Genomic DNA, 21,751 nt, shown 5'->3' with positions numbered 1-21,751 from the left:
GCTAATCAAGCTCGGAGATAGCTGGTTCTCCTCGAAAGCTATTTAGGTAGCGCCTCATGTATCACTGTAGGGGGTAGAGCACTGTTTCGGCTAGGGGGTCATCCCGACTTACCAAACCGATGCAAACTCCGAATACCTACAAGTGCCGAGCATGGGAGACACACGGCGGGTGCTAACGTCCGTCGTGAAAAGGGAAACAACCCAGACCGTCAGCTAAGGTCCCAAAGTTATGGTTAAGTGGGAAACGATGTGGGAAGGCTTAGACAGCTAGGAGGTTGGCTTAGAAGCAGCCACCCTTTAAAGAAAGCGTAATAGCTCACTAGTCGAGTCGGCCTGCGCGGAAGATGTAACGGGGCTCAAACCATACACCGAAGCTACGGGTATCACTTAGGTGATGCGGTAGAGGAGCGTTCTGTAAGCCTGTGAAGGTGAGTTGAGAAGCTTGCTGGAGGTATCAGAAGTGCGAATGCTGACATGAGTAACGATAATGGGTGTGAAAAACACCCACGCCGAAAGACCAAGGTTTCCTGCGCAACGTTAATCGACGCAGGGTTAGTCGGTCCCTAAGGCGAGGCTGAAAAGCGTAGTCGATGGAAAACAGGTTAATATTCCTGTACTTCTGGTTATTGCGATGGAGGGACGGAGAAGGCTAGGCCAGCTTGGCGTTGGTTGTCCAAGTTTAAGGTGGTAGGCTGAGATCTTAGGTAAATCCGGGATCTTAAGGCCGAGAGCTGATGACGAGTTATCTTTTAGATGACGAAGTGGTTGATGCCATGCTTCCAAGAAAAGCTTCTAAGCTTCAGGTAACCAGGAACCGTACCCCAAACCGACACAGGTGGTTGGGTAGAGAATACCAAGGCGCTTGAGAGAACTCGGGTGAAGGAACTAGGCAAAATGGCACCGTAACTTCGGGAGAAGGTGCGCCGGTGAGGGTGAAGGACTTGCTCCGTAAGCCCATGCCGGTCGAAGATACCAGGCCGCTGCGACTGTTTATTAAAAACACAGCACTCTGCAAACACGAAAGTGGACGTATAGGGTGTGACGCCTGCCCGGTGCCGGAAGGTTAATTGATGGGGTTAGCTAACGCGAAGCTCTTGATCGAAGCCCCGGTAAACGGCGGCCGTAACTATAACGGTCCTAAGGTAGCGAAATTCCTTGTCGGGTAAGTTCCGACCTGCACGAATGGCGTAACGATGGCGGCGCTGTCTCCACCCGAGACTCAGTGAAATTGAAATCGCTGTGAAGATGCAGTGTATCCGCGGCTAGACGGAAAGACCCCGTGAACCTTTACTATAGCTTTGCACTGGACTTTGAATTTGCTTGTGTAGGATAGGTGGGAGGCTTTGAAGCGTGGACGCCAGTTCGCGTGGAGCCAACCTTGAAATACCACCCTGGCAACTTTGAGGTTCTAACTCAGGTCCGTTATCCGGATCGAGGACAGTGTATGGTGGGTAGTTTGACTGGGGCGGTCTCCTCCTAAAGAGTAACGGAGGAGTACGAAGGTGCGCTCAGACCGGTCGGAAATCGGTCGTAGAGTATAAAGGCAAAAGCGCGCTTGACTGCGAGACAGACACGTCGAGCAGGTACGAAAGTAGGTCTTAGTGATCCGGTGGTTCTGTATGGAAGGGCCATCGCTCAACGGATAAAAGGTACTCCGGGGATAACAGGCTGATACCGCCCAAGAGTTCATATCGACGGCGGTGTTTGGCACCTCGATGTCGGCTCATCACATCCTGGGGCTGAAGCCGGTCCCAAGGGTATGGCTGTTCGCCATTTAAAGTGGTACGCGAGCTGGGTTTAGAACGTCGTGAGACAGTTCGGTCCCTATCTGCCGTGGACGTTTGAGATTTGAGAGGGGCTGCTCCTAGTACGAGAGGACCGGAGTGGACGAACCTCTGGTGTTCCGGTTGTCACGCCAGTGGCATTGCCGGGTAGCTATGTTCGGAATAGATAACCGCTGAAAGCATCTAAGCGGGAAACTAGCCTCAAGATGAGATCTCACTGGGACCTTGAGTCCCCTGAAGGGCCGTCGAAGACTACGACGTTGATAGGTTGGGTGTGTAAGCGCTGTGAGGCGTTGAGCTAACCAATACTAATTGCCCGTGAGGCTTGACCATATAACACCCAAGCAATTTGCGTCGAAAGGCCAGATTGCGGTGTGTGAAGACGAAATGAACCGAAAGTTCGAATCTCACAAAACACCGATCGCTATCACGTACCCAATTTGCTGAAGCGAGGCCATCAGGTCACGAGTCAGTACCCGAATTTCTTGACGACCATAGAGCATTGGAACCACCTGATCCCATCCCGAACTCAGTAGTGAAACGATGCATCGCCGATGGTAGTGTGGGGTTTCCCCATGTGAGAGTAGGTCATCGTCAAGATTAAATTCCGAAACCCCTGTTTGCTTACGCAGACAGGGGTTTTGTTTTGCGCGTTCGGAAAGTAGCCTCACGATGACTGGCCGACTTCCTTAAAGCCTTCTCTGCTGAACAAGCTGGATCAGACCTCTCACCCCGCCTGAACATGTCGCCTTTCTGGCTAATAGAGGCGCAATGGATGAAGCGGCGGCGTCGATTCTCCAACGACACGATCGCTTGCCAGCATGCCGTTCGGGAAATCGATGCAAAGTGTTTCTGCATTTTTGGTATGGTGCAGCACATTTTCACAGGGACGGATCTTTTATTCGCAGGATGCGGCGTCGACTTTTTTCAACGAGATGCTGTAGAAATGCCCGAACCGATACCGATCAAGGACCACGAAAAAGAAAACCGCCTGGTCAACAAGCGCCTGCTCGCCTGCGCGCTGCTGGTGATTGGCATTACCTGTGCCTTGGTTGGGCGCATGTATTTCCTGCAGGTGGTGCAGTACGACTACCACTCCACTATTTCTGAAAATAATCGGGTCCACGTACTGCCCATCACACCGACTCGCGGGTTGATCTACGACCGTAACGGCGTGGTGTTGGCCGACAACCGTCCCAGTTACAACCTGACCATTACTCGCGAGCGTACTACCGACCTCAAGGAAGAGTTGGATGCCATCGTCAATCTATTGCACCTGCCTGCTGAAGATCGTGCGGTATTCGACAAGGCGTTAAAGCAGGCGCGACATCCCTTTGTCCCGGTCACGCTGTTTTACGAACTGACCGAAGAGCAGATTGCCGTATTGGCCGTGAATGAGTTTCGTCTGCCGGGGGTAGATGTTGAGCCTCAATTCGTCCGTCATTACCCGTTGGGCGTCCACTTTGCGCATTCCATTGGCTATGTGGGACGGATCAACGAGAAGGAATCCAAGGCCCTCGACTCGGTTGAGTACCGCGGCACGCAATCCATCGGCAAAACGGGTATCGAACGCTTCTACGAGTCCGAGTTGCATGGCCACGTCGGTTATGAAGAGGTCGAAACCAATGCCCAGGGCCGCGTGCTGCGCGTGCTCAAGCATACCGATCCGATCCCCGGCAAAAACATCGTTCTGAGCCTCGACGTCAAGCTCCAGGAGGCGGCGGAAGAAGCCCTGGGTGATCGGCGTGGTTCGGTGGTTGCACTTGACCCGCAAACCGGCGAAGTGTTGGCCATGGTCAGCAAGCCAAGTTTCGATCCTAACCTGTTCGTCACCGGGATCAGCTTCAAGGAATATGCCGCACTGCATGACTCTATTGATCGACCGCTGTTCAACCGCGTGTTGAGAGGCCTCTACGCGCCGGGCTCCACCATCAAGCCGGAAGTCGCCATCGCCGGCCTCGATAGTGGTGTAGTCACTGCCCAAACCCGCGTGTTCGACCCCGGTTACTATCAGTTACCCGACTTCGACCACAAATACCGCAATTGGAATCACAGTGGCGACGGTTGGGTCGATATGGACGCCGCCATCATGCGCTCCAACGACACTTATTTTTACGACTTGGCGCATAAGCTTGGCATCGACCGCTTGCACGACTACCTGGCTGAATTCGGCCTTGGACAGAAAGTCTCTCTGGATATGTTCGAAGAATCGGCGGGTTTGATGCCGTCTCAAGCCTGGAAACGCGCCACCCGACGCCAGCCCTGGTTCCCGGGTGAAACCGTGATCCTCGGCATTGGCCAAGGCTACATGCAGGTCACACCGCTGCAATTGGCCCAGGCAACTGCATTGATAGCCAATAAAGGTGTATGGAACCGACCGCACTTGGCCAAGACCATCAATGGCGTGCCGCCAGTGGATGAGAATCCGATGCCTAACGTGGTTCTCAAGGATCCGCGTGACTGGGAACAGGTGAATCACGGTATGCAACTGGTGATGCATGACCCGCGCGGCATCGCCCGGGCCGCAGCGCAAGGTGCGCAATACCGTATTGCCGGCAAGAGCGGTACGGCACAAGTGGTCGCAATCAAGCAAGGCGAGCGCTACAACCGTGACAAGACCCTGGAGCGCCACCGAGACAATGCCCTGTTTGTTGGCTTTGCGCCGGCCGAGCATCCGAAAATCGTGATCTCGGTGATGATTGAAAACGGCGAGGCCGGCGGTAGGGTCGCGGGGCCGGTGGTACGGCAGATCATGGACGCTTGGCTACTTGACCAAGAAGGCCACCTGAAGCCGCAATATGCAACGCCAACCAAGGCACCGGGTGACCCGCACGTCTAGGTCATGCTGTCCATTCGTCCCACTGCTCGACGCCTTCATAAGCAAGCCAGGGCACATCGTGGGCCGTCCAAATGTGTGAGGTGGGCCTGATGCCAGGATCATCATCCAGCGTCGCCACCCGCACAATCACATGGGGTTGATGCCCACGTTCTGCCATTAGATGTGAGCCGCAGCGTGCGCAGAAATGTCTGAGCTTGCCCGGCGACGATTCGAAGGATGACAACAGCTCCTCACCTTGCGTCCAGCGAAAATGCTCGCGCAACACCCCGGCCGTTGCAACGAATGCGGCCGCGTGCACCTTGCGGCAACTGGCGCAGTGGCAGTGGCTGATGGGCATGTCCAGGCGGTCTACCTGGTAGCGCACGCCTTTACAGAAGCAACTTCCATTCAATGGGTCAGTCATAACAGAGGACCGGCTAAGGGACGGGGCATCATCATTGCTTACAACCCCAGGTTGCGCATTGTTTGATGTCGCCTACTGTCAATGGAGGAGGTGACATATGCACGTATTAGATCGCATAGAACGGAAAATCCTGCTGGCCGTTTCGCGTAAACAGGTGTGGGAAGCCCTGGTCGATGCCGAGCAATTCGGTGTTTGGTTCGGGATCGCCCTCAAGGGCAAAATCTTTGTCGCCGGGGAAACCATCGAGGCGCCCATTACTTATCCAGGCTACGAACATGTGATCTGGAAAGCCAGGATAGAACGTATCTTGCCGCAAACGCTGTTCTCTTTTTGGTGGCATCCCTATGCGGTAGATAAGGACGTTGATTACGACCAGGAAACACCCACTCTGGTGGAGTTCACGATTGAAGACCGCGCGCCAGGCATTCTGTTGCGGGTCGTTGAGTCCGGCTTCAACACCATACCCGAGGGGCGGCGCCAGAAAGCCTTCAAGATGAACTCCCGCGGATGGGATGAGCAGATGGGTAATATCGAAAACTATGTGAGCCGCCCCCTACAGGCCTGACCCCAACGAGTATCAGTGCAGATATCCGCGCTGAGCGCTCAGGTTAGAAGTCGATGGTCGCCGACAATTCGGCCGCACGCGGATCACCTGACTCATGCCCCTATATCAAAGCGGTTCCAGGCCGCCTGCTCGATTCGGTAGACACCCGGCGTTGCGCCATTTTGTGTGATTGCACTCTGCGCGTGCGTAAACGTGCAGGGTTTAGGTATATGCCGAGTAGAATCGCGCTCTGAAAGCGATTCCTGAGGTGCGGTACGGTGGATTTACAGCAGGGGTTTGTCCTGACCCGGCATTGGCGCGATACCCCGGCGGGCACGGAGGTCAGTTTCTGGCTGGCCACGGATCAGGGCCCGCGGTTCATCCGCCTACCTGCACAGACCTCGGTGATGTTCATTCCCGAGGCCCATCGCAAGCCGTTGGACTGGCTGCTCAAGGGCGAGCGCGATGTCGAATTGCGCCCGCTGCAACTGTGCGATTTCCATCACCGACAGGTTTTGGGCCTCTACACGCGCCAGCACCGCCAGGCGATGGACTTGGAAAAACGTCTGCGCGCCGCGGGCGTCGACGTCTACGAGGGCGATGTACGCCCGCCCGAGCGATACATGATGGAGCGCTTCATCACCGCGCCGGTCTGGTTCGGCGGTACCCCCGACGCAACTGGCGTGCTGTGCGATGCGCAGATGAAACCCGCTCCCGACTACCGCCCACCGCTGAAGCTGGTGTCCCTGGACATTGAGACCACCGCCCAGGGCGATCTGTATTCCATCGCCCTTGAAGGTTGCGGTGAGCGCCAGGTGTACATGCTCGGTCCGCCGAACAACAGCAGCGCAGTGGACTTCAAACTCGACTACTGTGACACCCGCGCCCAACTGCTCGAACGCCTCAACCAATGGCTCGCCACCCACGATCCCGATGCAATCATCGGTTGGAATGTGGTGCAGTTCGACCTGCGTGTGCTCCACGAACACGCCCAGCGCCTCAACGTGCCGCTCATGCTTGGGCGGGGCGATGAACCGATGGCCTGGCGCGAACACGGCATCCGCAACCATTACTTCGCCGCGGCGGCAGGGCGGCTGATCATCGACGGGATCGAAGCGCTGCGCTCGGCCACGTGGAGCTTCGAATCCTTCAGTCTGGAAAACGTTGCGCAAACCCTGCTCGGCGAAGGCAAGGACATCTCCACGCCGTATCAGCGCATGGATGAAATCAACCGCATGTTCGCCGAGGACAAGCCCGCCCTGGCGCGTTACAACCTCAAGGATTGCGAGCTGGTCACGCGAATTTTCGAGAAAACCGAGCTGCTCAAATTTCTGCTCGAACGCGCCAGCGTCACCGGGCTGCCGGCCGACCGCAGCGGTGGCTCCGTCGCCGCATTCACCCACCTGTACATGCCCCTGATGCACCGCCAGGGCTTTGTCGCGCCGAACCTGGGGGACAAACCGCCCCAGGCCAGCCCTGGCGGCTTTGTCATGGATTCACGCCCCGGTCTTTACGAATCGGTATTGGTGCTCGATTACAAAAGTCTCTACCCGTCGATCATCCGCAGTTTCCTGATCGACCCGGTGGGCCTGATCGAAGGCCTCAAGCACCCCGACGACAGCGAGTCCGTGGAAGGTTTTCGCGGCGCGCGTTTCTCCCGCACCCGGCACTGCCTGCCGTCCATCGTCGCGCGGGTTTCCGAAGGCCGCGAAGAGGCCAAGCGTGAGCACAACGCACCGCTGTCCCAGGCGCTGAAGATCATCATGAACGCGTTTTACGGCGTGCTCGGCTCCAGCGGTTGCCGATTCTTCGACACGCGGCTGGCGTCGTCGATCACCCTGCGCGGCCACCAAATCATGCGCCAGACCCGCCAGTTGGTCGAAGCCCAGGGCTATGAAGTGATCTACGGCGACACCGACTCCACGTTCGTCTGGCTCGGCAGTGCCCATTCCCAGGCGGACGCCAGCCGCATCGGTCAGGCACTGGTACAGCACGTCAACGACTGGTGGCGTGAGCACCTGCATACGGCGTACGGCCTGCAAAGCGCGTTGGAGCTGCAATACGAAACCCACTTCACGCGCTTCCTGATGCCGACCATTCGTGGCGCGGAGGAGGGCAGCAAGAAACGCTACGCGGGCCTGGTGGTGAAGGGCGACGGCAGCGAGCAGATGGTCTACAAAGGCCTGGAAACCGTGCGCAGCGACTGGTCGCCCCTGGCCCGCCAATTCCAGCAGGAACTGTACCAGCGCATCTTCCATCGCCAGCCCCATCAGGACTACATCCGCGACTACGTGCGACGAACCCTGAGCGGTGAATGGGATGAGCTGCTGATCTACCGCAAGCGCCTGCGCCGCCCGTTGGACGACTATGAGCGCAACGTGCCGCCCCATGTACGCGCCGCGCGCCTGGCCGACGAATACAACGACCGCCTCGGGCGTCCGCGTCAGTACCAGCGCGGTGGCTGGATCAGCTATGTGATCAGCGTCAACGGCCCCGAACCATTGGAAGTGCGCCAGGCCCCCATCGACTACGATCACTACGTCACTCGGCAATTGCAGCCGGTGGCCGATGCGATTCTGCCGTTTGTGAATGATGATTTCAGCACCTTGGTCGGCGGGCAAATGGGTCTGTTTTAAAACGCTTGCCTCGCCGGGGCGCAGGACGGCAGGCTTGACTGCGGTCGGCAGGCACAACTGCCGCGATAGGAGGACATACCCATGTATACGCTCTACGGCACCGACGACTCAGGCTCCTGCATGATCGAAATCGCCCTGCAACGTTGCGCGGTGCCGTGGCATCGGGTGGACGCCAGTTCCTGGCAGGACGGCGAGGGCAGCGAAGCCCTGGCGCGCATCAACCCACTCAAACAAATCCCCACCCTGGTCACCCCCGATGGCCAGGTGCTGACGGAAAGTGCGGCGATCCTGATCCACCTGGGCCTGGAATTTCCCGCGTCCGCTCTGCTGGCTGGCAACCGCGCGCAGATCCTGCGCGGCTTGGTGTACATCGCGGCCAACTGCTACTCGGCTATCGGCATCATCGACTACCCGCAACGCTGGTTGGGCGATGTCGATGAAAAGGCGCGGACGCGATTGGTCACGGGCGCCCGCCGCTATCTGCATCAGGCCTGGGTGGTGTGTGCCGATCAGTTTGCCGACCAGTTGTTCGCACCCAGCGGCGCGCCGAATGCATTGGGCCTGATGGCAGCGGCAGTGTCGCGCTGGGAGGCGGCGCGAGAGGCGTTGAGCGCCCTGGCGCCAGGGTTTGCCCGGAGCCTGGCGCAAGTGGATGCCGACCCCATTGTGGCCCCCGTGTTTGCTCGGCATTGGCCGGATTGGAAGGTCTCATAATGTTTCCGTAATCAGAGGAAACAATGACCACTGCACGGATCCAAACCCTTGCGTAGCGGGCGCCCTGACCTACGCTTTCTGGACGTGGTGTAGGAATCATCCTTGAATTTGACTGTCGCAGACATGAAACTCAAGAACCCTGCACGGAATTCAAAGGAGGTGCGCATGCTCATCCGGTCGCTGACCCTGGCTACCTTGATGGCTTTTACGGGGCCGCTGTTGGCTGCTGCTGATATCAACCCGCTCAAGCAGGACTTGGGCAAGGCCCGACCGCTGGTGGTGGTGGAGCTTGATTCTGGAAACACCACCTTGGCGGATCTGAAGAAAAAACTCGATGAGCCAGCCACCAAGCAGTCCTTTGAAGAGCGCAGCATGGTGCTCTATACCGTGAAGTTCGGCAGCATCGGGGCCGAAGGGGAGAAGTTCGCCAAGGACCCCAAGGACAACAAGAAGCTCACCCCGCCTGAAACCAACGCGTTGATCCGTGCCCTCAAGCTGGGCGCCGGCAGCGGTACCAAAGTGATCCTGGTGGGCAAGGACGGCGAGAAAAAAGTCGAGAAGACCGTGCCACCCGACCCCCTCGACCTCAACGCGTTTTTCAGCGCGATCGACCAGATGCCCATGGCCGAAAAAGAAACCGCCGCACCGGCCGAGCCTGAACCTGCTGCCGCACCGGCAGCGAAACCAGCGGCCAAGGCCGGCAAGCCCACCAAACATGCAGCGCCTCAGCCATTAGATGACTGACCCTGGGCAGTCGTCGTCGGATTTTTGGGGAGCGCTTCGCACTCCAGCGCAAGCGAGCTTGCTCGCCTCGCGTTCAGCCCAGCCGCGCCGCTGCCCGCGCGACGATTTCTCCGCGTACCCGGCGCGACTCGACGGTGCGCTGGTTGGCCTCCTTCAGCACTGCCAGGGGCGCGGTGTCCGGGCTGCCCGAATCGAACGGCGGCGCCGGTGCATATTCGATCTGCAATTGCACTAGCTGTGCCGTCGCCTCGCTGTACAACTCGGCCGCCAGGGTCAAGGCGAAGTCGATGCCGGCGGTGATGCCGCCGCCAGTCAACAGGTTGCCGTCACGCACTACGCGCGCCTGTACCGGGATGGCGCCGAGCGGCGCGAGCATGTCGTGGTAGGCCCAATGGGTGGTGGCCTTGCGCCCGCGCAGCAGGCCCGCCGCGCCGAGCACCAGCGAGCCGGTGCACACCGACGTCACGTAGCGCGCGGTCTGTGCCTGGGCCTTGAGGAAGTCCAGGGTCTCTGGGTCTTCCATCAGCGCGCCGACACCGCCCCCCCCAGGCACGCAGATCACATCCAGCTTCGGGCAGTCGGCGTAGGTCATGGTCGGGGTGAACACCAACCCGGTGCTGGACGTGACGGGCGCCAGGTCCTTCCACACCAGGTGCAACTTCACGTCCGGCAGCGAGCCCAGCACGTCATAGGGGCCGGTCAGGTCCAGTTGCTGGATGCCGGGAAACAACACAAAGCCGATCTGCAAGGTCATGGATAGCGCTCCGGTAAAGGGGTAGACGGCTTCACTGTAGAGGCCTAGGCTTTGGCGAATACGCCATTGAGCCCACAAATCACGCCAATCATGACCCGAACCGTCTATGTTCTCGCCTTCAACAACGCTCAGGTGCTCGATGTGACCGGGCCATTGCAGGTATTCGCCTCCACCAACGACCTGGCCCGCCAACGCGGCTTGCCGTTGCCTTACGCCGTCTGTGTGATCGCCGCCCAGACGGAACCGGTGATGACCTCTGCCGGCCTGGCGTTGATGGCTGAACCGCTGCCCGCTGTCGACGCGCCCTGTGACACCCTGGTGATCGCCGGCGGCTGGGGTGTGTACGGCGCCGCCGAAGACCCGGCGCTGGTGGACTGGGTGCGCGAGAAAGCCCGGCATACCCGGCGCATGACGTCGGTGTGCACCGGCGCGTTCCTGCTGGCTGCCAGCGGCCTGCTCGATGGTTGTAGGGTCGCCACCCATTGGACGCGTTGCGAAGAACTGGCGCGCAAGTTTCCCGCGCTGACCGTGGAATCCAACCCGATCTTTATCCAGCAAGGCGCGGTGTGGACCTCCGCCGGGGTGACCGCGGGCATCGACCTGTGCCTGGCCCTGGTCGAAGAAGACTTGGGCCGCGCTGTGGCCCTGGAAGTGGCGCGGCACTTGGTGGTCTTCCTCAAACGCCCCGGCGGCCAGTCGCAATTCAGTGCGACCCTGGCCCTGCAAGAGAGCGGCAGCCGTTTTGCCGAGCTGCACGCCTGGATCGCTGAACACCTCACCCTCGACCTGACCCTTTCCACCCTGGCCGCCCAGGCCGGCATGAGCGAGCGCAGTTTCGTGCGCCACTACCGCGCCGAGACCGGCCAGACGCCGGCGCGTGCCGTCGAACTGATCCGCGTGGAAACCGCGCGCCGGCAACTGGCCGACAGCACGGTGCCGATCAAACGCATTGCCGTGCAATGCGGATTTGGTAGCGAAGAAACGTTGCGCCGCAGCTTTATGCGCGCCTTGGCGGTGACCCCCCAGGCCTACCGCGAGCGTTTCTCGCCGGTGGCCTGAGTCAGCAATTCCAGCAACGCTTCAAGGGTGGCCTGTGGCGCTTCCTGCGGGATGTTGTGACCCACGCCTGGCAACACCCGGCGTCGGTAAAAACCGCTGAAGTGTTCCGTGTCGTCATCCTCTTGCGAGGGCGGGCCCACGCCATCATCGGCGCCGCACAACGAAATGCTTGGCACCGTGATCGGAGGTTGCAGCGCCAGCGCCGCTTCGATGTCTTCGAGCGCCGGGTCGCCGGGTGCATACATGAAACGATGGCGATAAGAGTGAATCACCACCTCGACAAAATCGGGGTTATCGAATGACGGCGCCGTCAGCCCATACAGGCTCGGTCCCTCGGCCCAGGACGGCGACCAGAGTGTCCACAGCAACTCACAGAGCTCGCGACGGTTGGCGGTCAATCCGTCCACACCGCGTGGGGTGTGAAAGTAGAACTGGTACCACAACCGATGTTCGGTCGCAGGCGCTCGGGGCGTGATCGACTGGGCAATATCCTGGATGTTATAGCCATCGCCGGTCACCAAGCCGCGCACTCGCTCAGGCCACAGCGCGGCAACGATGCACGCAGCACGTCCGCCCCAGTCATAGCCCGCCAGCGTCGCGCGTTGGATCGACAGCCCATCCATGAACTCCAGCAAATCCTTGGCCAGCGCCGCCTGTTGCCCGGAGCGCATGACCTGCGTGTTGATAAAACGCGTGGGGCCGTAACCGCGCAAGTAAGGTACCAACACCCGATAACCGCGCGCCGCCAACGCCGGTGCGATGTCGTCATAACCGCGAGGGTCATAGGGAAAACCATGCAGCAGGATCACGGGCTCACCGTCAATGGGACCGTGGGCTTCATACGCCACATCGAGCATGGACGTGCGCACGTAGAGCAGGGCAAAGGGGGGGGTCATGATGGGCACCTGTCGATTGGCCAGAGGTGCTGAAACTCTAGCGCAATCGACTCGACCTCAGGGCTGCCAGGTGGTCTTTTCCCCACTGAGCTTGCGGTCCAGAAAGCACGCCGCGCTGATCAATGCCAGATGACTCAAGGCCTGGGGCGTGTTGCCCAGGTGGCGGGCCTGGTTGTCGAATTCTTCGGCGTACAGTCCCAGCGGGTTGGCGTAGCGCAGCAGTTGCTCGAATTCCAGGTGCGCCTTCTCCACTTGCCCGGCGCGGGCCAGGCATTCGACGTACCAGAACGAGCAGGCGGTGAACGCGCCTTCGGTGCCTTGCAGGCCGTCGATCGGGTTGTCGTCGTTGCGGTAGCGGTAGACCATGCCGTCGCGCACCAGGCTGTTCTGGATGGCTTCCAGGGTCGAGAGCCAGCGCGGATCGGTCGCTGCGACAAACCGCACCAGCGGCATCAACAGCATCGAGCCGTCCAGCGCCGTGCTACCGATGTGCTGCACGAAATGCCCGCGTTCCTCATTCCAGAAATGACTCCAGATGTCGGCGTAGATCGCTTGGCGGGTCTGGTCCCAGCGTGCGAACGGCGCCGGCAGTGAGCGTTTGGACGCCAGACGGATAGCGCGGTCCAGCGCCACCCAGCACATCAGCCGCGAATGCAGGAAGTGGTGCTGCTCGCCGCGCATTTCCCAGATGCCGACGTCTTTGCGGTTCCAGATTTCGCAGACCTGGTCGGCGACTTCCACCGTATGTTTCCAGCCCTCGTGGGAGATGGCCTCGCCATACTTGTTGACCAGATACACCGCGTCCATCAACTCGCCATAGATATCCAGCTGGATCTGCTCGACTGCCCCGTTGCCGATGCGCACCGGCGTGGCGCCGCCGTGGCCGCGGAGGTGCTCCAGGTGGGTTTCGGGCAGTTCCTGGCGACCGTCGACGCCATACAGGATGTTGATCTTGGTCGACTGGCCGCAGCCGTCGCTGACCCGCCCCCTGAGCCAACGCATATAGGCATTGGCTTCGTCGACGAACCCCAGGCGCATGAACGCGTAGACGGTGAACGAGGCGTCGCGGACCCAGGTGTAGCGGTAATCCCAATTGCGTTCGCCGCCTGGGGTTTCCGGTAGGCCGAAGGTGGCGGCGGCAATGATCGCGCCGTGTTTACGCGAGGTCAGCAGCTTGAGGGCCAGGGCCGAACGGTTGACCATTTCGCGCCAGCGCCCGCGGTAGTTGGACTGCGCGATCCATCCGCGCCAGAACGTCAAGGTGTGGGCCAGCGCCAGGTCGGTACAGCCGCTGTCCACACGCTCATCGTCCTGGCCGCCGAGCACGAACTCGGCGCCTTCTCCCTGGTTCAGGGTAAAGCTGGCCACGGCGGCATTGTCTTCGAGCGTCAGCGGGTGGCTGCTGGACAGGCGTAAACCCGGTTGGTCCGTGGCACTGAAGCACACCGTGCCTTGGTCGATGGCTGCACGGGTGGGGGCGCGTGCATAGTCATGGCGCACGGCGCAGCGCAGATGAATCCGGGCCTGGCCGCTGACCACGCGCACCCGGCGAATCAGCAGGGGCAGGTCGTCGACTTCGTCGCTGACGCTCAGCAGGTCGGTGATTTCCACCACGGCGTCATCGCTGAGCCAGCGGGTTTGCAGCACGTTGGTGTCGGGCAGGTAGATCTGTTCGCGGCGGGCGTTGGGCAGGTCCGGGGTAAGTTGGAAAGTCCCGGCATCGGGGGTATCCAGCAGCGCGCAGAAGATCGACGGACTGTCGAATTCCGGCCAGCAGAAGAAGTCGATACTGCCTTTGTCGTTGACCAATGCGGCACTGCGCATATCGCCGATGATGCCGTGTGCATCAATGGCGCTTTGTGGCTCGTTCTTCAAATCAACCATTGTCACGAAACTCCAGATAAAGGCTCATGCCGCCATCGGCGAACAGGATGCTGTCCACCCAGCCTTGAATTCGTGAGCGCAGTCAGATGACTGATGGTGCGCAACGGAAGTTCATCCGTGTCGAAAGCGCGTCACCGGCTATTGGCAAAAGTTGAATAAAAAACAACATGAATATAACTATAAGATACTAAAAAACCGTTCAAAAGCGTTTGACAGGATTTTTAGCCCCGTGTCTTATAGGCACACCTCAACCCGCTCCGCTGGTAGTTCGGAAGTCATCGCGGGGTTACCTATGAGAAATGCCTATGTGTCTATCGGCAGGTGTAGGGGAACTACCAGAACAGGGGAAAACAGCCGCCGGTATTATTGGCGTGCCCAAGTTGGTGATCTTCGATTGCGACGGCGTACTGGTCCAAAGTGAAGAGATCACCTTGTCTGTGTTGATTTCCATGCTTAATACCCACGTGCACGGCAGTGCGACCCTGGACCGGGCGCAGTTTATCGAGCACTTTCGTGGGCGCAAGATCGCCGACTGTTTGCGCGACGCTGAACAGTTATTGAATATTCGTCTGGATGATCAGTTCGAGCGGCGTTTTCGACAACATGCGTTAGAAGCATTAACGCTCAACTTGCAAGCTACCGATGGCATTGTCGACGTCTTGCAGAACCTGGAGGTTCCCTATTGCGTGGCGTCCAGTGCGCCGCGTGAAAAAATAGAGCATTGTCTGCGCCTTACGGGGTTATACGCTTATTTCGAAGGGCACATATTCAGTTGTTACGAACTGGGCAAGTGGAAGCCCGATCCGCATATTTTTTTAACCGCCTGTGAAACATACAACGTTGATGTTGGTGAGGCGCTGGTAATTGAAGACAGTGTCGCCGGTATCCATGCGGCGGTGGCCGCCAATATTAAAGTGATGGGCTTCGGTCCGCCCGCTCGACATGTGATGTTGCTCGAAGCCGGGGCCATTCCTTTTTCCGATATGCGCGAATTGTTAGCCGCTATTGATCAATGAACTTATTCAGGAGGGACCGTTGTGAGCACATTAGGTTACCTGGAACGGCTTAAGCGTAATGATCAAAGTTCCGAAGTATGGTGGGACTCATCGCCGGTCGTGTACGCACCTTATAAACAACACTTGCTCGATAAGTACCCGGCGGCGGCGGCCCATATAGAACAGTTGATGCCGGACGATTTCGCTCAACCCCACGGCTTCAGCAGCGTGACCACCAACCCCCGGCTGGTGACGGCGGCGATCCTCGAAAAGCGCGAGTATTGGTCCTCGCGCTTCAACCCGGCGAGCCTGTCTCCCGGGGAGTTGCACAAAAAGCTCTACAACGAAGTGATTATCGAGGGCGCATCGGCGCTGCAGTCGCGCTGGGTTCGATCGGCCCAGGCCGAAGGGTGGATGTGCGCCCAGGTTGACCCGGTGGACGTGCGGTGCACCGAACGCATGAGCGCCAGGGGGCTGGAGTTGCATCAACTGGCCCCGAACGTGATGGTCAAGGTGCCGGGAAGCCTGGAAGGCCTGGCCACCGTCGAACACCTGGTGGCCCAGGGCGCTTCGGTCAATATCACGTTCTGCTTCAACGTCTCGCAATTCCAGGCCGGTATCCAGGCCATAGAGCGGGGCATGGCCAGCGCGCGCAGCAACGGTATCGATACCCGGCGCTGCCAATACGTGATCACTTTCATGATCGGCCGGTTCTCCTGCCAGCCCGAATTGGCCTTGCAGGCGACGGAGCGCAATCTGACGCTGAGCCCCGAAGAACGGCGTTGGGCCGAACTGCTGATTTACGAGCAGATACAGGCACTGGTCGGCGCCTCGAACGTGCCGGTCAGAACCCTGCTCTCCAGCATCAAAGTCGACGTCGATGAGCGCGGCAACAAGCATTGCTGGCACCTGGAAAAGACGGGTCTGAACGCGACCTGCTACACGTTGACGCCGGATGTGGTGGAGTTTCTGATCGAGCGTGAAAGCCACGGCAAACCGGTCGCGCCGGCGACAGAACTGCAACAGCCGCCGCCCTTGACCTTCGCCAAACTGATCCGCATCCCGTACTTCTGCGAAGCCTACTTTATCGACAGCATCGAGCCGTATGACTTCGGCAACCATGAGGCCTTTCTCAACGCCTGCCAGGAAGCCAATAGTGCTCACCGACGCCTGGCCGACTATTGCGTGCGCCTCTGCCCGGTGGCGAAACCCTTCAGGCGCGCGCTCAACGCGTTGCTGGCGACTGAGTTCGGGGTGGTCGCATGAACAAGATGGTCGGGTTATGGGCGCACCCACGTTCGCGCTCCACGGTATTGGAGCGGGTGTTTATCGAGCGGGGGGATTTTGAGGTTTTTCACGAACCCTTTGCGCATATGGCGTTTTCCGCAGAGTCGGCCATTCCTTCGGATGAATGGGATTACAGTTTGCCGACCACTTACCAGGGCATAAAACAGCACTTGCTCACGGCCAAGGAACGCACCCATGTGTTTCATAAAGACATGTGTTACCACTGCCTGGATGACTTGAAAGGCGATCTGGAGTTTCTGGCGCAGCAGGACAATATCTTTCTGATTCGCGAACCGGCCAGCAGCATTATTTCCCATCACCGGGTACATCCCGACATGCCGTTGCAAGCCATCGGCCATAAAGCCTTGTACGAGATCTTTTGTGTTGTCACCAAACTCACCGGGAAAGTGCCCTATGTGATTAACGCGGATGATCTGGCCCGCGAGCCGGAGCGGGTGATTGGCAAGTTATGCGATTACTTGGGGATTGAGTTCCTGCCCCATGCCATGAGTTGGAGGCGCGAGTGCCCACCACAATGGAAAACCTGGCGAAGTTGGCATGTGGCGGCCGAAAACAGCGAGCGCATTGTTTCGCCGGACCCACAGCCTTTCGATATGGATGTCCTTGAGCAAGATCCAAAGTTGCGGCACTTGTACGAATACCATCGAACGTTTTACGCGCGCATGAACCAATTCTGTCAATAAGGACTATTGGATGAACAAGTTGATCGTTACGGGTGCGGCCAATGGAATTGGCCGGGCAACAGTGGAAAAGGCCATTCAAGCGGGTTACTTCGTTATTGCCGCCGACAAAGATGCTGAAGGCTTGCGCGCTCTGAACGCGCGCTATGGCGTGGCTGTGTTGGAGACCCACGTTGCCGACTTCTCGGATAATGCCGTTATCAAAGGCTTTATTGCGCAGGTGTATGAACGCCACGCCACGGTTTATGGGCTGGTCAACAATGCCGGTATTTATCACGGTAAAAGTGTCTACGCCTATACCGATGAGCAGATCGACGAAATCCTCAATGTGAACCTCAAGGCCCTGGTTTATCTGTCCAAGGATTTCGCCGAGCGGGAAATGAAACACGAAGCCCCGCGCAGCATCGTCAATATCGCTTCGGTGGCAGGTGAAGTGGGCAGTTGTGATGCCCTCTACGGCGCCACCAAGGCGGCGGTCATCGGTCTGACCAAAGCCAATGCCTGGAATTTCGCGCCGTTTGTACGGGTCAACGCGGTGTCGCCGGCGCTGATCCACGAAACCGCTATCTACGACACCATTCCCGAGTACCGGCGTGCCGAGTACGCCCGCCAGGAAATTCTCAAAGACCCCATCCTGCCCAGTGGCGTCGCCGAGGTGATTGTGCTGCTGATCGGCGAAAGCTTTCGCCACATGACCGGCAAGGTCATTGCGGTCGACAACGGAGCCTATCCACGATGAGCGAGCCGCTGCGCAAGCATAAATTGCTATTGGTGGGCGCCGGCAACCTGTGCCTGCAGATCCTGAAGATTCTCGGCCCGAAGAATACCTTCGAATTTGTCGTGCTGGGCCGCGATGAAGAGGCGACGATCCGCTTGTGCAATCTGGTGGCGCTGTCATGTGCGCAACTGGGGCAATACATCGCGATCAAGCCGGTGATCGCTGATTTGACGGACATCGCCAAGGTCACGCGGGTGCTCCGTGAAGAGGCGCCGGACATGCTGGTCAACTGCGCGTCGTTGCAGTCATGGCGGGTCATCACCGAGTTGCCCAAGCCGTCGTTCGAACAGCTCGATCAGGCGCAGTTCGGCCCCTGGTTACCCATGCACCTGACGCTGATGCACAGCTTGATGCAAGCGGTGAAAGCCTCGGAAATCGCGGCCATCACCGTGAATGCGGCCTTTCCCGATGCGGTCAACCCGATTCTGTCCAGGATCGGCCTGGCGCCGGACATCGGTGTGGGCAATGTGGCCAACCTGATTCCCGCCGTGCGGTGTTCCATTGCCCGGCTGCTGGAGTGCGCGCCCGTCGACGTGCAGGTGCGGCTGTATGCCCAGCATTTTTTCAGCCACTACGTTCCGCGTGGCGGTTTGCCAGCGCGGGCCAGCTACCGCTTGTTGTATGAGGTGAAGGACCGGCCGGTGGTGCCTCGCCTGCCGGCCGAGGCGATTTTCGCCACGGTGAAATCCGAGTTCCGGCGCCTGGGTGGCATCGACGGGCAGTTTCTTACGGCATGCTCGGCGGTCACCGTCATTGAAGGGCTGTTTTCTCCCACGCCGGTGCTGGTGCATGCGCCGGGGCCCCTTGGGCTTCCGGGCGGGTATCCGGTAGCGCTGCGCGAGGGGCGGATCGACGTGCAGTTTTCTACCGATTGCCCGCAGGACGAAGCGGTGCGCATCAACAGCATTTGCCAGAGCCAGGATGGCATCGACGAAATCCATTGCGATGGATCGGTCACCTACAACCCGCAATGCATGGCCGTCATGCAGGCGATGCTGGGGTATTCGAAGAAAACCATGGCCATCGAGCAATCCGCCGACTTTGCCCATGAGTTGGCGAGCAAGTACCGGACCTTCAAACATTCAGCCTGGTAGGTGTGTGATGAATCTGATGTCGGCGCATAAGCACAACGAAGTCTGCAGTTATTCAGCGCAATACTCGGCCGATTTTGTCGAGCGTTGGGACGAGTTGATCGACTGGGAAAAAAGAAAGAAAGGGGAGGGTGGTTTTTTTGAACAGCTGTTGCGCGCCCATGGCGTGCAATCGGTCATCGATGTGTCGACGGGCAGTGGCTTCCATGCGGTCCAGTTCAAGGAGGCCGGGTTCGATGTTGTCGCCTCGGACGGCAGCAGCACGATGCTGACCAAGGCGCGGGCGAACTTTCGGCAACGTGGCTTGGAGATCGAGTCGCACTATATGGATTGGCTGGAACTCGATCCGACCGTGCTCGGAACATTCGACGCGGTGGTGTGCCTGGGCAGTTCGCTGTGCCATGTATTCGAAGCCCATGAGCGATTGACGGTGCTGGACAAGTTCAGGGCATTGCTCAAACCGGGCGGGTTGCTGATCGTCGATCAACGTAATTTTTTTGCCATTCGCGCCGGTAAATTCAAGTCCAGCGGCAATTATTACTATTGCGGGACGAACGCCTCCGTCAGTCTGGGGCAGGTCGATGAAGACCTGTGCGAGTTCATTTACTCCTTTGATAACGCGGAGCAATACCGGTTGAAGGTGTACCCGCTACTGCCTGGAGAATTGACCGAAGAGATACTCGCGTCCGGGTTTTCACGGCATGAGAGCTATGGTGATTTCCAGTGTGACTACGACAGGCTGAATTGCGATTTCATCATCCACACCGCACGCGCTGTGTGAGGAGCAGACGATGAGCACACTCGTACAGAGCAATACCCGCACGTTGGACAGTGTGGTCCTGGCGGTGGTGTTGACCGGCTTCGTGGCCAGCACCTACGGCTTCGGCGTTTACCTGTTCGCCAACCTGGTGGTGGACATGCGCCGCGACATCGGTTTTGGCTACACCACGGTGGGTGTGATCACCGGCGGCGCGCAGATCGGCTTCCTGTTGTTTTCATCGGTGACCAGCTATATCAGTCGCTTTTTCGAGGGCTGGAAAATCAGCCTGGTGTCCACCGTGATGACGTCCCTGGCGCTGTTGGGGTTGAGCATCAGTGACAGCATCTGGTTGTCCGGGGCGCTCCTGATTTTGCTCGGCGGGTGTTCTGCGTCGGTGTATATCCCATTGGCGGAGATCGTCACCAAAGGCTTCAGCCCCGGCAATCGTTCGCGGGTCATGGGCCTGATTTCCAGCGGCACCAGCTATGGCGTGTTTATCAACGGCCTGCTGGTCTCGTTTCTCACCTTGCACGGCGGCTGGCGCTCGATCTGGCTTTCTGCCGGTCTGATATCCGTGGTGTTGTGTGTGGCGGCCTGGTTTTTGTTGCGCAACCTGGACGCGGGCCGGGACACCGGTTTTGCCGGCGAACGTTCGACGTCATTCGACAGCCACGTCCCGTGGCGCAGCCGTGCGCTGTACCTGACCTGGGCGATCGCCTTTCTGAACGGGATGGCGTTGCTGCCGTTCCAGACTTACCTCGCGCCCTTCCTTCGGGATGAGTTGGGGGTGTCGGTGCAGGACACCGGGTTTATCTGGACCACGATCGGCGCCGTGGGCATGGCCTCGGGCTTCCTGGTGGGGTGGATCGCCGACAAGATCGGGGTCAGGGCGTCGCTGGCGATGTGCTTTCTCAGTGCCGGGCTGGCCGCCGGGTTGGTGTTCAGTTTCAACAGCGTGCCGCTGTTCTACCTGGCGGCGTTTTTGTTTGCGTTGGCGTTTTACCCCATCTTTGGCCTCGTCCCCAGTTACATCGGGCAAATCGTGCCGGTCAGCCGACTGACCCAGGCATTTGGTATCGCCAATGTATTGATCGGCCTGGGTGGGGTGTGCGGCAACTTCCTGGGCGGCTTTTCCAAGGACCTGACCGGGTCGTTCTCGACGGTTTATTGGGTGGTCGCGCTGTTGCTGTTCGCGCAATGCGTGATGGTGCTCATGTTGGGTAAACCGGCGGTCACGGAGGGTCAGCGACCATGAGTTATTTTCCAGACCGTCCAGAACAGCCTCTGCATGCGTTTGCGTTCAGCCATTTACGCGGCGGTCACGCGCGCCTGCAGCAAACGCCCCTGGTCATCTGGTTGACGGGCATTTCCGCTGCCGGCAAGTCGACCATCGCCGATGCGCTGGACAGAGCTCTGCAGGCACAGGGACGGTTTACCAGCATCATTGACGGCGACTCGGTGCGTGGCGGGCTGTGTCGGGACCTGGGTTTTACCGACAGCGACCGCGATGAGAATATCCGGCGGGTTGCGGAAGTGGCGCGCCTGATGGTGGAGGCGGGGTTGATTGTGATCGTGGCGCTGATCTCGCCTTCGTCGGCCAGCCGGCACTGTGCGCGTTCCATTATCGGCAACGAGTATTTTGTCGAAGTGCATGTGGATGCCCCGTTGGAAACCGCCGAACAACGCGATCCCAAAGGCTTGTATAAAAAAGCCCGCGCCGGGCTTATCCCGCACTTCACCGGGATTGACTCGAATTATGACGTGCCGGTTTTTCCGGAAGTGCATGTCAATACTCAGGCGTTGACAGTCGAACAGTCCGTGGACGCTATCCTGGATTGGGTGACCCGCCACGACGATCACACTTAGCCGTTGGTCTTTGCAC

General features: G+C 59.0%; 18 protein-coding genes and 2 rRNA genes (1 of these 20 running past the window's edge). 16 read left to right on the top strand and 4 right to left on the bottom strand.

Annotated elements, in window-relative coordinates:
• The 3 genes from ACLH0J_RS23990 to mrdA form a co-directional block, all read left to right on the top strand.
• Positions 1-2,117: ribosomal RNA gene (locus ACLH0J_RS23990) — 23S ribosomal RNA — on the top strand; it begins 775 nt to the left of the window's first position.
• Between the two features lie 151 nt (positions 2,118-2,268).
• A 5S ribosomal RNA gene (rrf, locus tag ACLH0J_RS23985) occupies positions 2,269-2,384 on the top strand.
• Positions 2,385-2,730: 346 nt separating this feature from the next.
• The gene (gene mrdA, locus ACLH0J_RS23980) at positions 2,731-4,623 is read left to right on the top strand and encodes a penicillin-binding protein 2 (RefSeq protein ID WP_411389340.1); all 1,893 of its coding nucleotides are present in this window, start codon (positions 2,731-2,733) and stop codon (positions 4,621-4,623) included.
• Between the two features lies 1 nt (position 4,624).
• On the opposite strand, the gene ACLH0J_RS23975 is transcribed toward mrdA, so the two are convergent.
• Positions 4,625-5,026, bottom strand: a complete 402-nt coding sequence (locus ACLH0J_RS23975) for a GFA family protein (protein WP_411389339.1) — start codon at positions 5,024-5,026, stop codon at positions 4,625-4,627.
• Positions 5,027-5,123: 97 nt separating this feature from the next.
• Between ACLH0J_RS23975 and ACLH0J_RS23970 the strand changes: the two genes are divergently transcribed.
• The 4 genes from ACLH0J_RS23970 (at position 5,124) to ACLH0J_RS23955 (ending at position 9,664) form a co-directional block, all read left to right on the top strand.
• Positions 5,124-5,591 carry an SRPBCC family protein gene (locus ACLH0J_RS23970; RefSeq protein WP_411389338.1) on the top strand — a complete coding sequence of 156 codons (468 nt, stop codon included), beginning with the start codon at positions 5,124-5,126 and terminating at the stop codon, positions 5,589-5,591.
• Between the two features lie 257 nt (positions 5,592-5,848).
• Positions 5,849-8,206 (top strand): DNA polymerase II, encoded by a 2,358-nt coding sequence (locus ACLH0J_RS23965; RefSeq protein WP_411389337.1) that lies wholly within the window; start codon positions 5,849-5,851, stop codon positions 8,204-8,206.
• An 81-nt stretch (positions 8,207-8,287) separates the two neighbouring features.
• Entirely contained in the window at positions 8,288-8,920 is a 633-nt protein-coding gene (locus ACLH0J_RS23960) for a glutathione S-transferase N-terminal domain-containing protein (protein WP_411389336.1), read from the top strand.
• A 165-nt stretch (positions 8,921-9,085) separates the two neighbouring features.
• Positions 9,086-9,664 (top strand): DUF4174 domain-containing protein, encoded by a 579-nt coding sequence (locus ACLH0J_RS23955; RefSeq protein WP_411389335.1) that lies wholly within the window; start codon positions 9,086-9,088, stop codon positions 9,662-9,664.
• Between the two features lie 73 nt (positions 9,665-9,737).
• Here ACLH0J_RS23955 and inhA read toward each other — a convergent pair whose 3' ends face one another.
• Positions 9,738-10,418, bottom strand: coding sequence for an isonitrile hydratase (gene inhA / locus ACLH0J_RS23950; RefSeq protein ID WP_411389334.1), 681 nt, complete (start codon positions 10,416-10,418; stop codon positions 9,738-9,740).
• A 90-nt stretch (positions 10,419-10,508) separates the two neighbouring features.
• On the opposite strand from inhA, the gene ACLH0J_RS23945 reads away from it, so the two are divergent.
• Positions 10,509-11,477 carry a GlxA family transcriptional regulator gene (locus ACLH0J_RS23945; RefSeq protein ID WP_411389333.1) on the top strand — a complete coding sequence of 323 codons (969 nt, stop codon included), beginning with the start codon at positions 10,509-10,511 and terminating at the stop codon, positions 11,475-11,477.
• On the opposite strand, the gene ACLH0J_RS23940 is transcribed toward ACLH0J_RS23945, so the two are convergent.
• Positions 11,447-12,373, bottom strand: a complete 927-nt coding sequence (locus ACLH0J_RS23940) for an alpha/beta fold hydrolase (RefSeq protein ID WP_411389332.1) — start codon at positions 12,371-12,373, stop codon at positions 11,447-11,449. The genes ACLH0J_RS23945 and ACLH0J_RS23940 overlap by 31 nt on opposite strands.
• 57 nt (positions 12,374-12,430) lie before the next feature.
• Positions 12,431-14,257 carry a glycoside hydrolase family 15 protein gene (locus tag ACLH0J_RS23935; RefSeq protein ID WP_411389331.1) on the bottom strand — a complete coding sequence of 609 codons (1,827 nt, stop codon included), beginning with the start codon at positions 14,255-14,257 and terminating at the stop codon, positions 12,431-12,433.
• A gap of 305 nt (positions 14,258-14,562) precedes the next feature.
• Here ACLH0J_RS23935 and ACLH0J_RS23930 point away from each other — a divergent pair, with 305 nt between their 5' ends.
• From ACLH0J_RS23930 to cysC, 8 genes are read left to right on the top strand one after another with little or no spacing between them, the layout of a single operon-like run.
• A complete protein-coding gene (locus tag ACLH0J_RS23930; protein ID WP_411389330.1) occupies positions 14,563-15,273 on the top strand; it encodes an HAD family hydrolase in 711 nt (236 codons plus the stop codon).
• Positions 15,274-15,294: 21 nt separating this feature from the next.
• Positions 15,295-16,518 carry a transaldolase family protein gene (locus tag ACLH0J_RS23925; RefSeq protein ID WP_411389329.1) on the top strand — a complete coding sequence of 408 codons (1,224 nt, stop codon included), beginning with the start codon at positions 15,295-15,297 and terminating at the stop codon, positions 16,516-16,518.
• On the top strand, positions 16,515-17,243 hold the full coding sequence (locus tag ACLH0J_RS23920; RefSeq protein WP_411389328.1) for a sulfotransferase family protein: 729 nt from the start codon (positions 16,515-16,517) through the stop codon (positions 17,241-17,243). Before ACLH0J_RS23925 ends, ACLH0J_RS23920 begins: the two co-directional genes overlap by 4 nt.
• Positions 17,244-17,253: 10 nt before the next feature.
• Positions 17,254-17,979, top strand: coding sequence for an SDR family NAD(P)-dependent oxidoreductase (locus tag ACLH0J_RS23915; protein ID WP_411389327.1), 726 nt, complete (start codon positions 17,254-17,256; stop codon positions 17,977-17,979).
• Complete coding sequence (locus ACLH0J_RS23910; protein ID WP_411389326.1) at positions 17,976-19,112, top strand: hypothetical protein; 1,137 nt, start codon at positions 17,976-17,978, stop codon at positions 19,110-19,112. The genes ACLH0J_RS23915 and ACLH0J_RS23910 overlap by 4 nt, the downstream gene beginning before the upstream one ends.
• Before the next feature lie 7 nt (positions 19,113-19,119).
• Positions 19,120-19,890 carry a class I SAM-dependent methyltransferase gene (locus ACLH0J_RS23905; RefSeq protein WP_411389325.1) on the top strand — a complete coding sequence of 257 codons (771 nt, stop codon included), beginning with the start codon at positions 19,120-19,122 and terminating at the stop codon, positions 19,888-19,890.
• Positions 19,891-19,900: 10 nt separating this feature from the next.
• Positions 19,901-21,124 (top strand): MFS transporter, encoded by a 1,224-nt coding sequence (locus tag ACLH0J_RS23900; RefSeq protein ID WP_411389324.1) that lies wholly within the window; start codon positions 19,901-19,903, stop codon positions 21,122-21,124.
• The gene (gene cysC, locus ACLH0J_RS23895; RefSeq protein WP_411389323.1) at positions 21,121-21,735 is read left to right on the top strand and encodes an adenylyl-sulfate kinase; all 615 of its coding nucleotides are present in this window, start codon (positions 21,121-21,123) and stop codon (positions 21,733-21,735) included. Before ACLH0J_RS23900 ends, cysC begins: the two co-directional genes overlap by 4 nt.
• Positions 21,736-21,751: the final 16 nt, after the last annotated feature.

Origin of the sequence: Pseudomonas sp. MPB23, assembly GCF_046605395.1 — a bacterium.
Taxonomy (GTDB): Bacteria; Pseudomonadota; Gammaproteobacteria; order Pseudomonadales; family Pseudomonadaceae; genus Aquipseudomonas.
This window is presented reverse-complemented; position numbering and strand designations above follow the sequence as displayed.

Bases quoted from the DNA above. Each gene is read 5' to 3' on its own strand.
- mrdA (WP_411389340.1), top strand. From the start codon at position 2,731: ATGCCCGAACCGATACCGATCAAGGACCACGAAAAAGAAAACCGCCTG.
- ACLH0J_RS23975 (WP_411389339.1), bottom strand. From the start codon at position 5,026: ATGACTGACCCATTGAATGGAAGTTGCTTCTGTAAAGGCGTGCGCTAC.
- ACLH0J_RS23970 (WP_411389338.1), top strand. From the start codon at position 5,124: ATGCACGTATTAGATCGCATAGAACGGAAAATCCTGCTGGCCGTTTCG.
- ACLH0J_RS23960 (WP_411389336.1), top strand. From the start codon at position 8,288: ATGTATACGCTCTACGGCACCGACGACTCAGGCTCCTGCATGATCGAA.
- ACLH0J_RS23955 (WP_411389335.1), top strand. From the start codon at position 9,086: ATGCTCATCCGGTCGCTGACCCTGGCTACCTTGATGGCTTTTACGGGG.
- inhA (WP_411389334.1), bottom strand. From the start codon at position 10,418: ATGACCTTGCAGATCGGCTTTGTGTTGTTTCCCGGCATCCAGCAACTG.
- ACLH0J_RS23945 (WP_411389333.1), top strand. From the start codon at position 10,509: ATGACCCGAACCGTCTATGTTCTCGCCTTCAACAACGCTCAGGTGCTC.
- ACLH0J_RS23940 (WP_411389332.1), bottom strand. From the start codon at position 12,373: ATGACCCCCCCCTTTGCCCTGCTCTACGTGCGCACGTCCATGCTCGAT.
- ACLH0J_RS23935 (WP_411389331.1), bottom strand. From the start codon at position 14,257: ATGGTTGATTTGAAGAACGAGCCACAAAGCGCCATTGATGCACACGGC.
- ACLH0J_RS23930 (WP_411389330.1), top strand. From the start codon at position 14,563: ATGTGTCTATCGGCAGGTGTAGGGGAACTACCAGAACAGGGGAAAACA.
- ACLH0J_RS23920 (WP_411389328.1), top strand. From the start codon at position 16,515: ATGAACAAGATGGTCGGGTTATGGGCGCACCCACGTTCGCGCTCCACG.
- ACLH0J_RS23915 (WP_411389327.1), top strand. From the start codon at position 17,254: ATGAACAAGTTGATCGTTACGGGTGCGGCCAATGGAATTGGCCGGGCA.
- ACLH0J_RS23910 (WP_411389326.1), top strand. From the start codon at position 17,976: ATGAGCGAGCCGCTGCGCAAGCATAAATTGCTATTGGTGGGCGCCGGC.
- ACLH0J_RS23905 (WP_411389325.1), top strand. From the start codon at position 19,120: ATGAATCTGATGTCGGCGCATAAGCACAACGAAGTCTGCAGTTATTCA.
- ACLH0J_RS23900 (WP_411389324.1), top strand. From the start codon at position 19,901: ATGAGCACACTCGTACAGAGCAATACCCGCACGTTGGACAGTGTGGTC.
- cysC (WP_411389323.1), top strand. From the start codon at position 21,121: ATGAGTTATTTTCCAGACCGTCCAGAACAGCCTCTGCATGCGTTTGCG.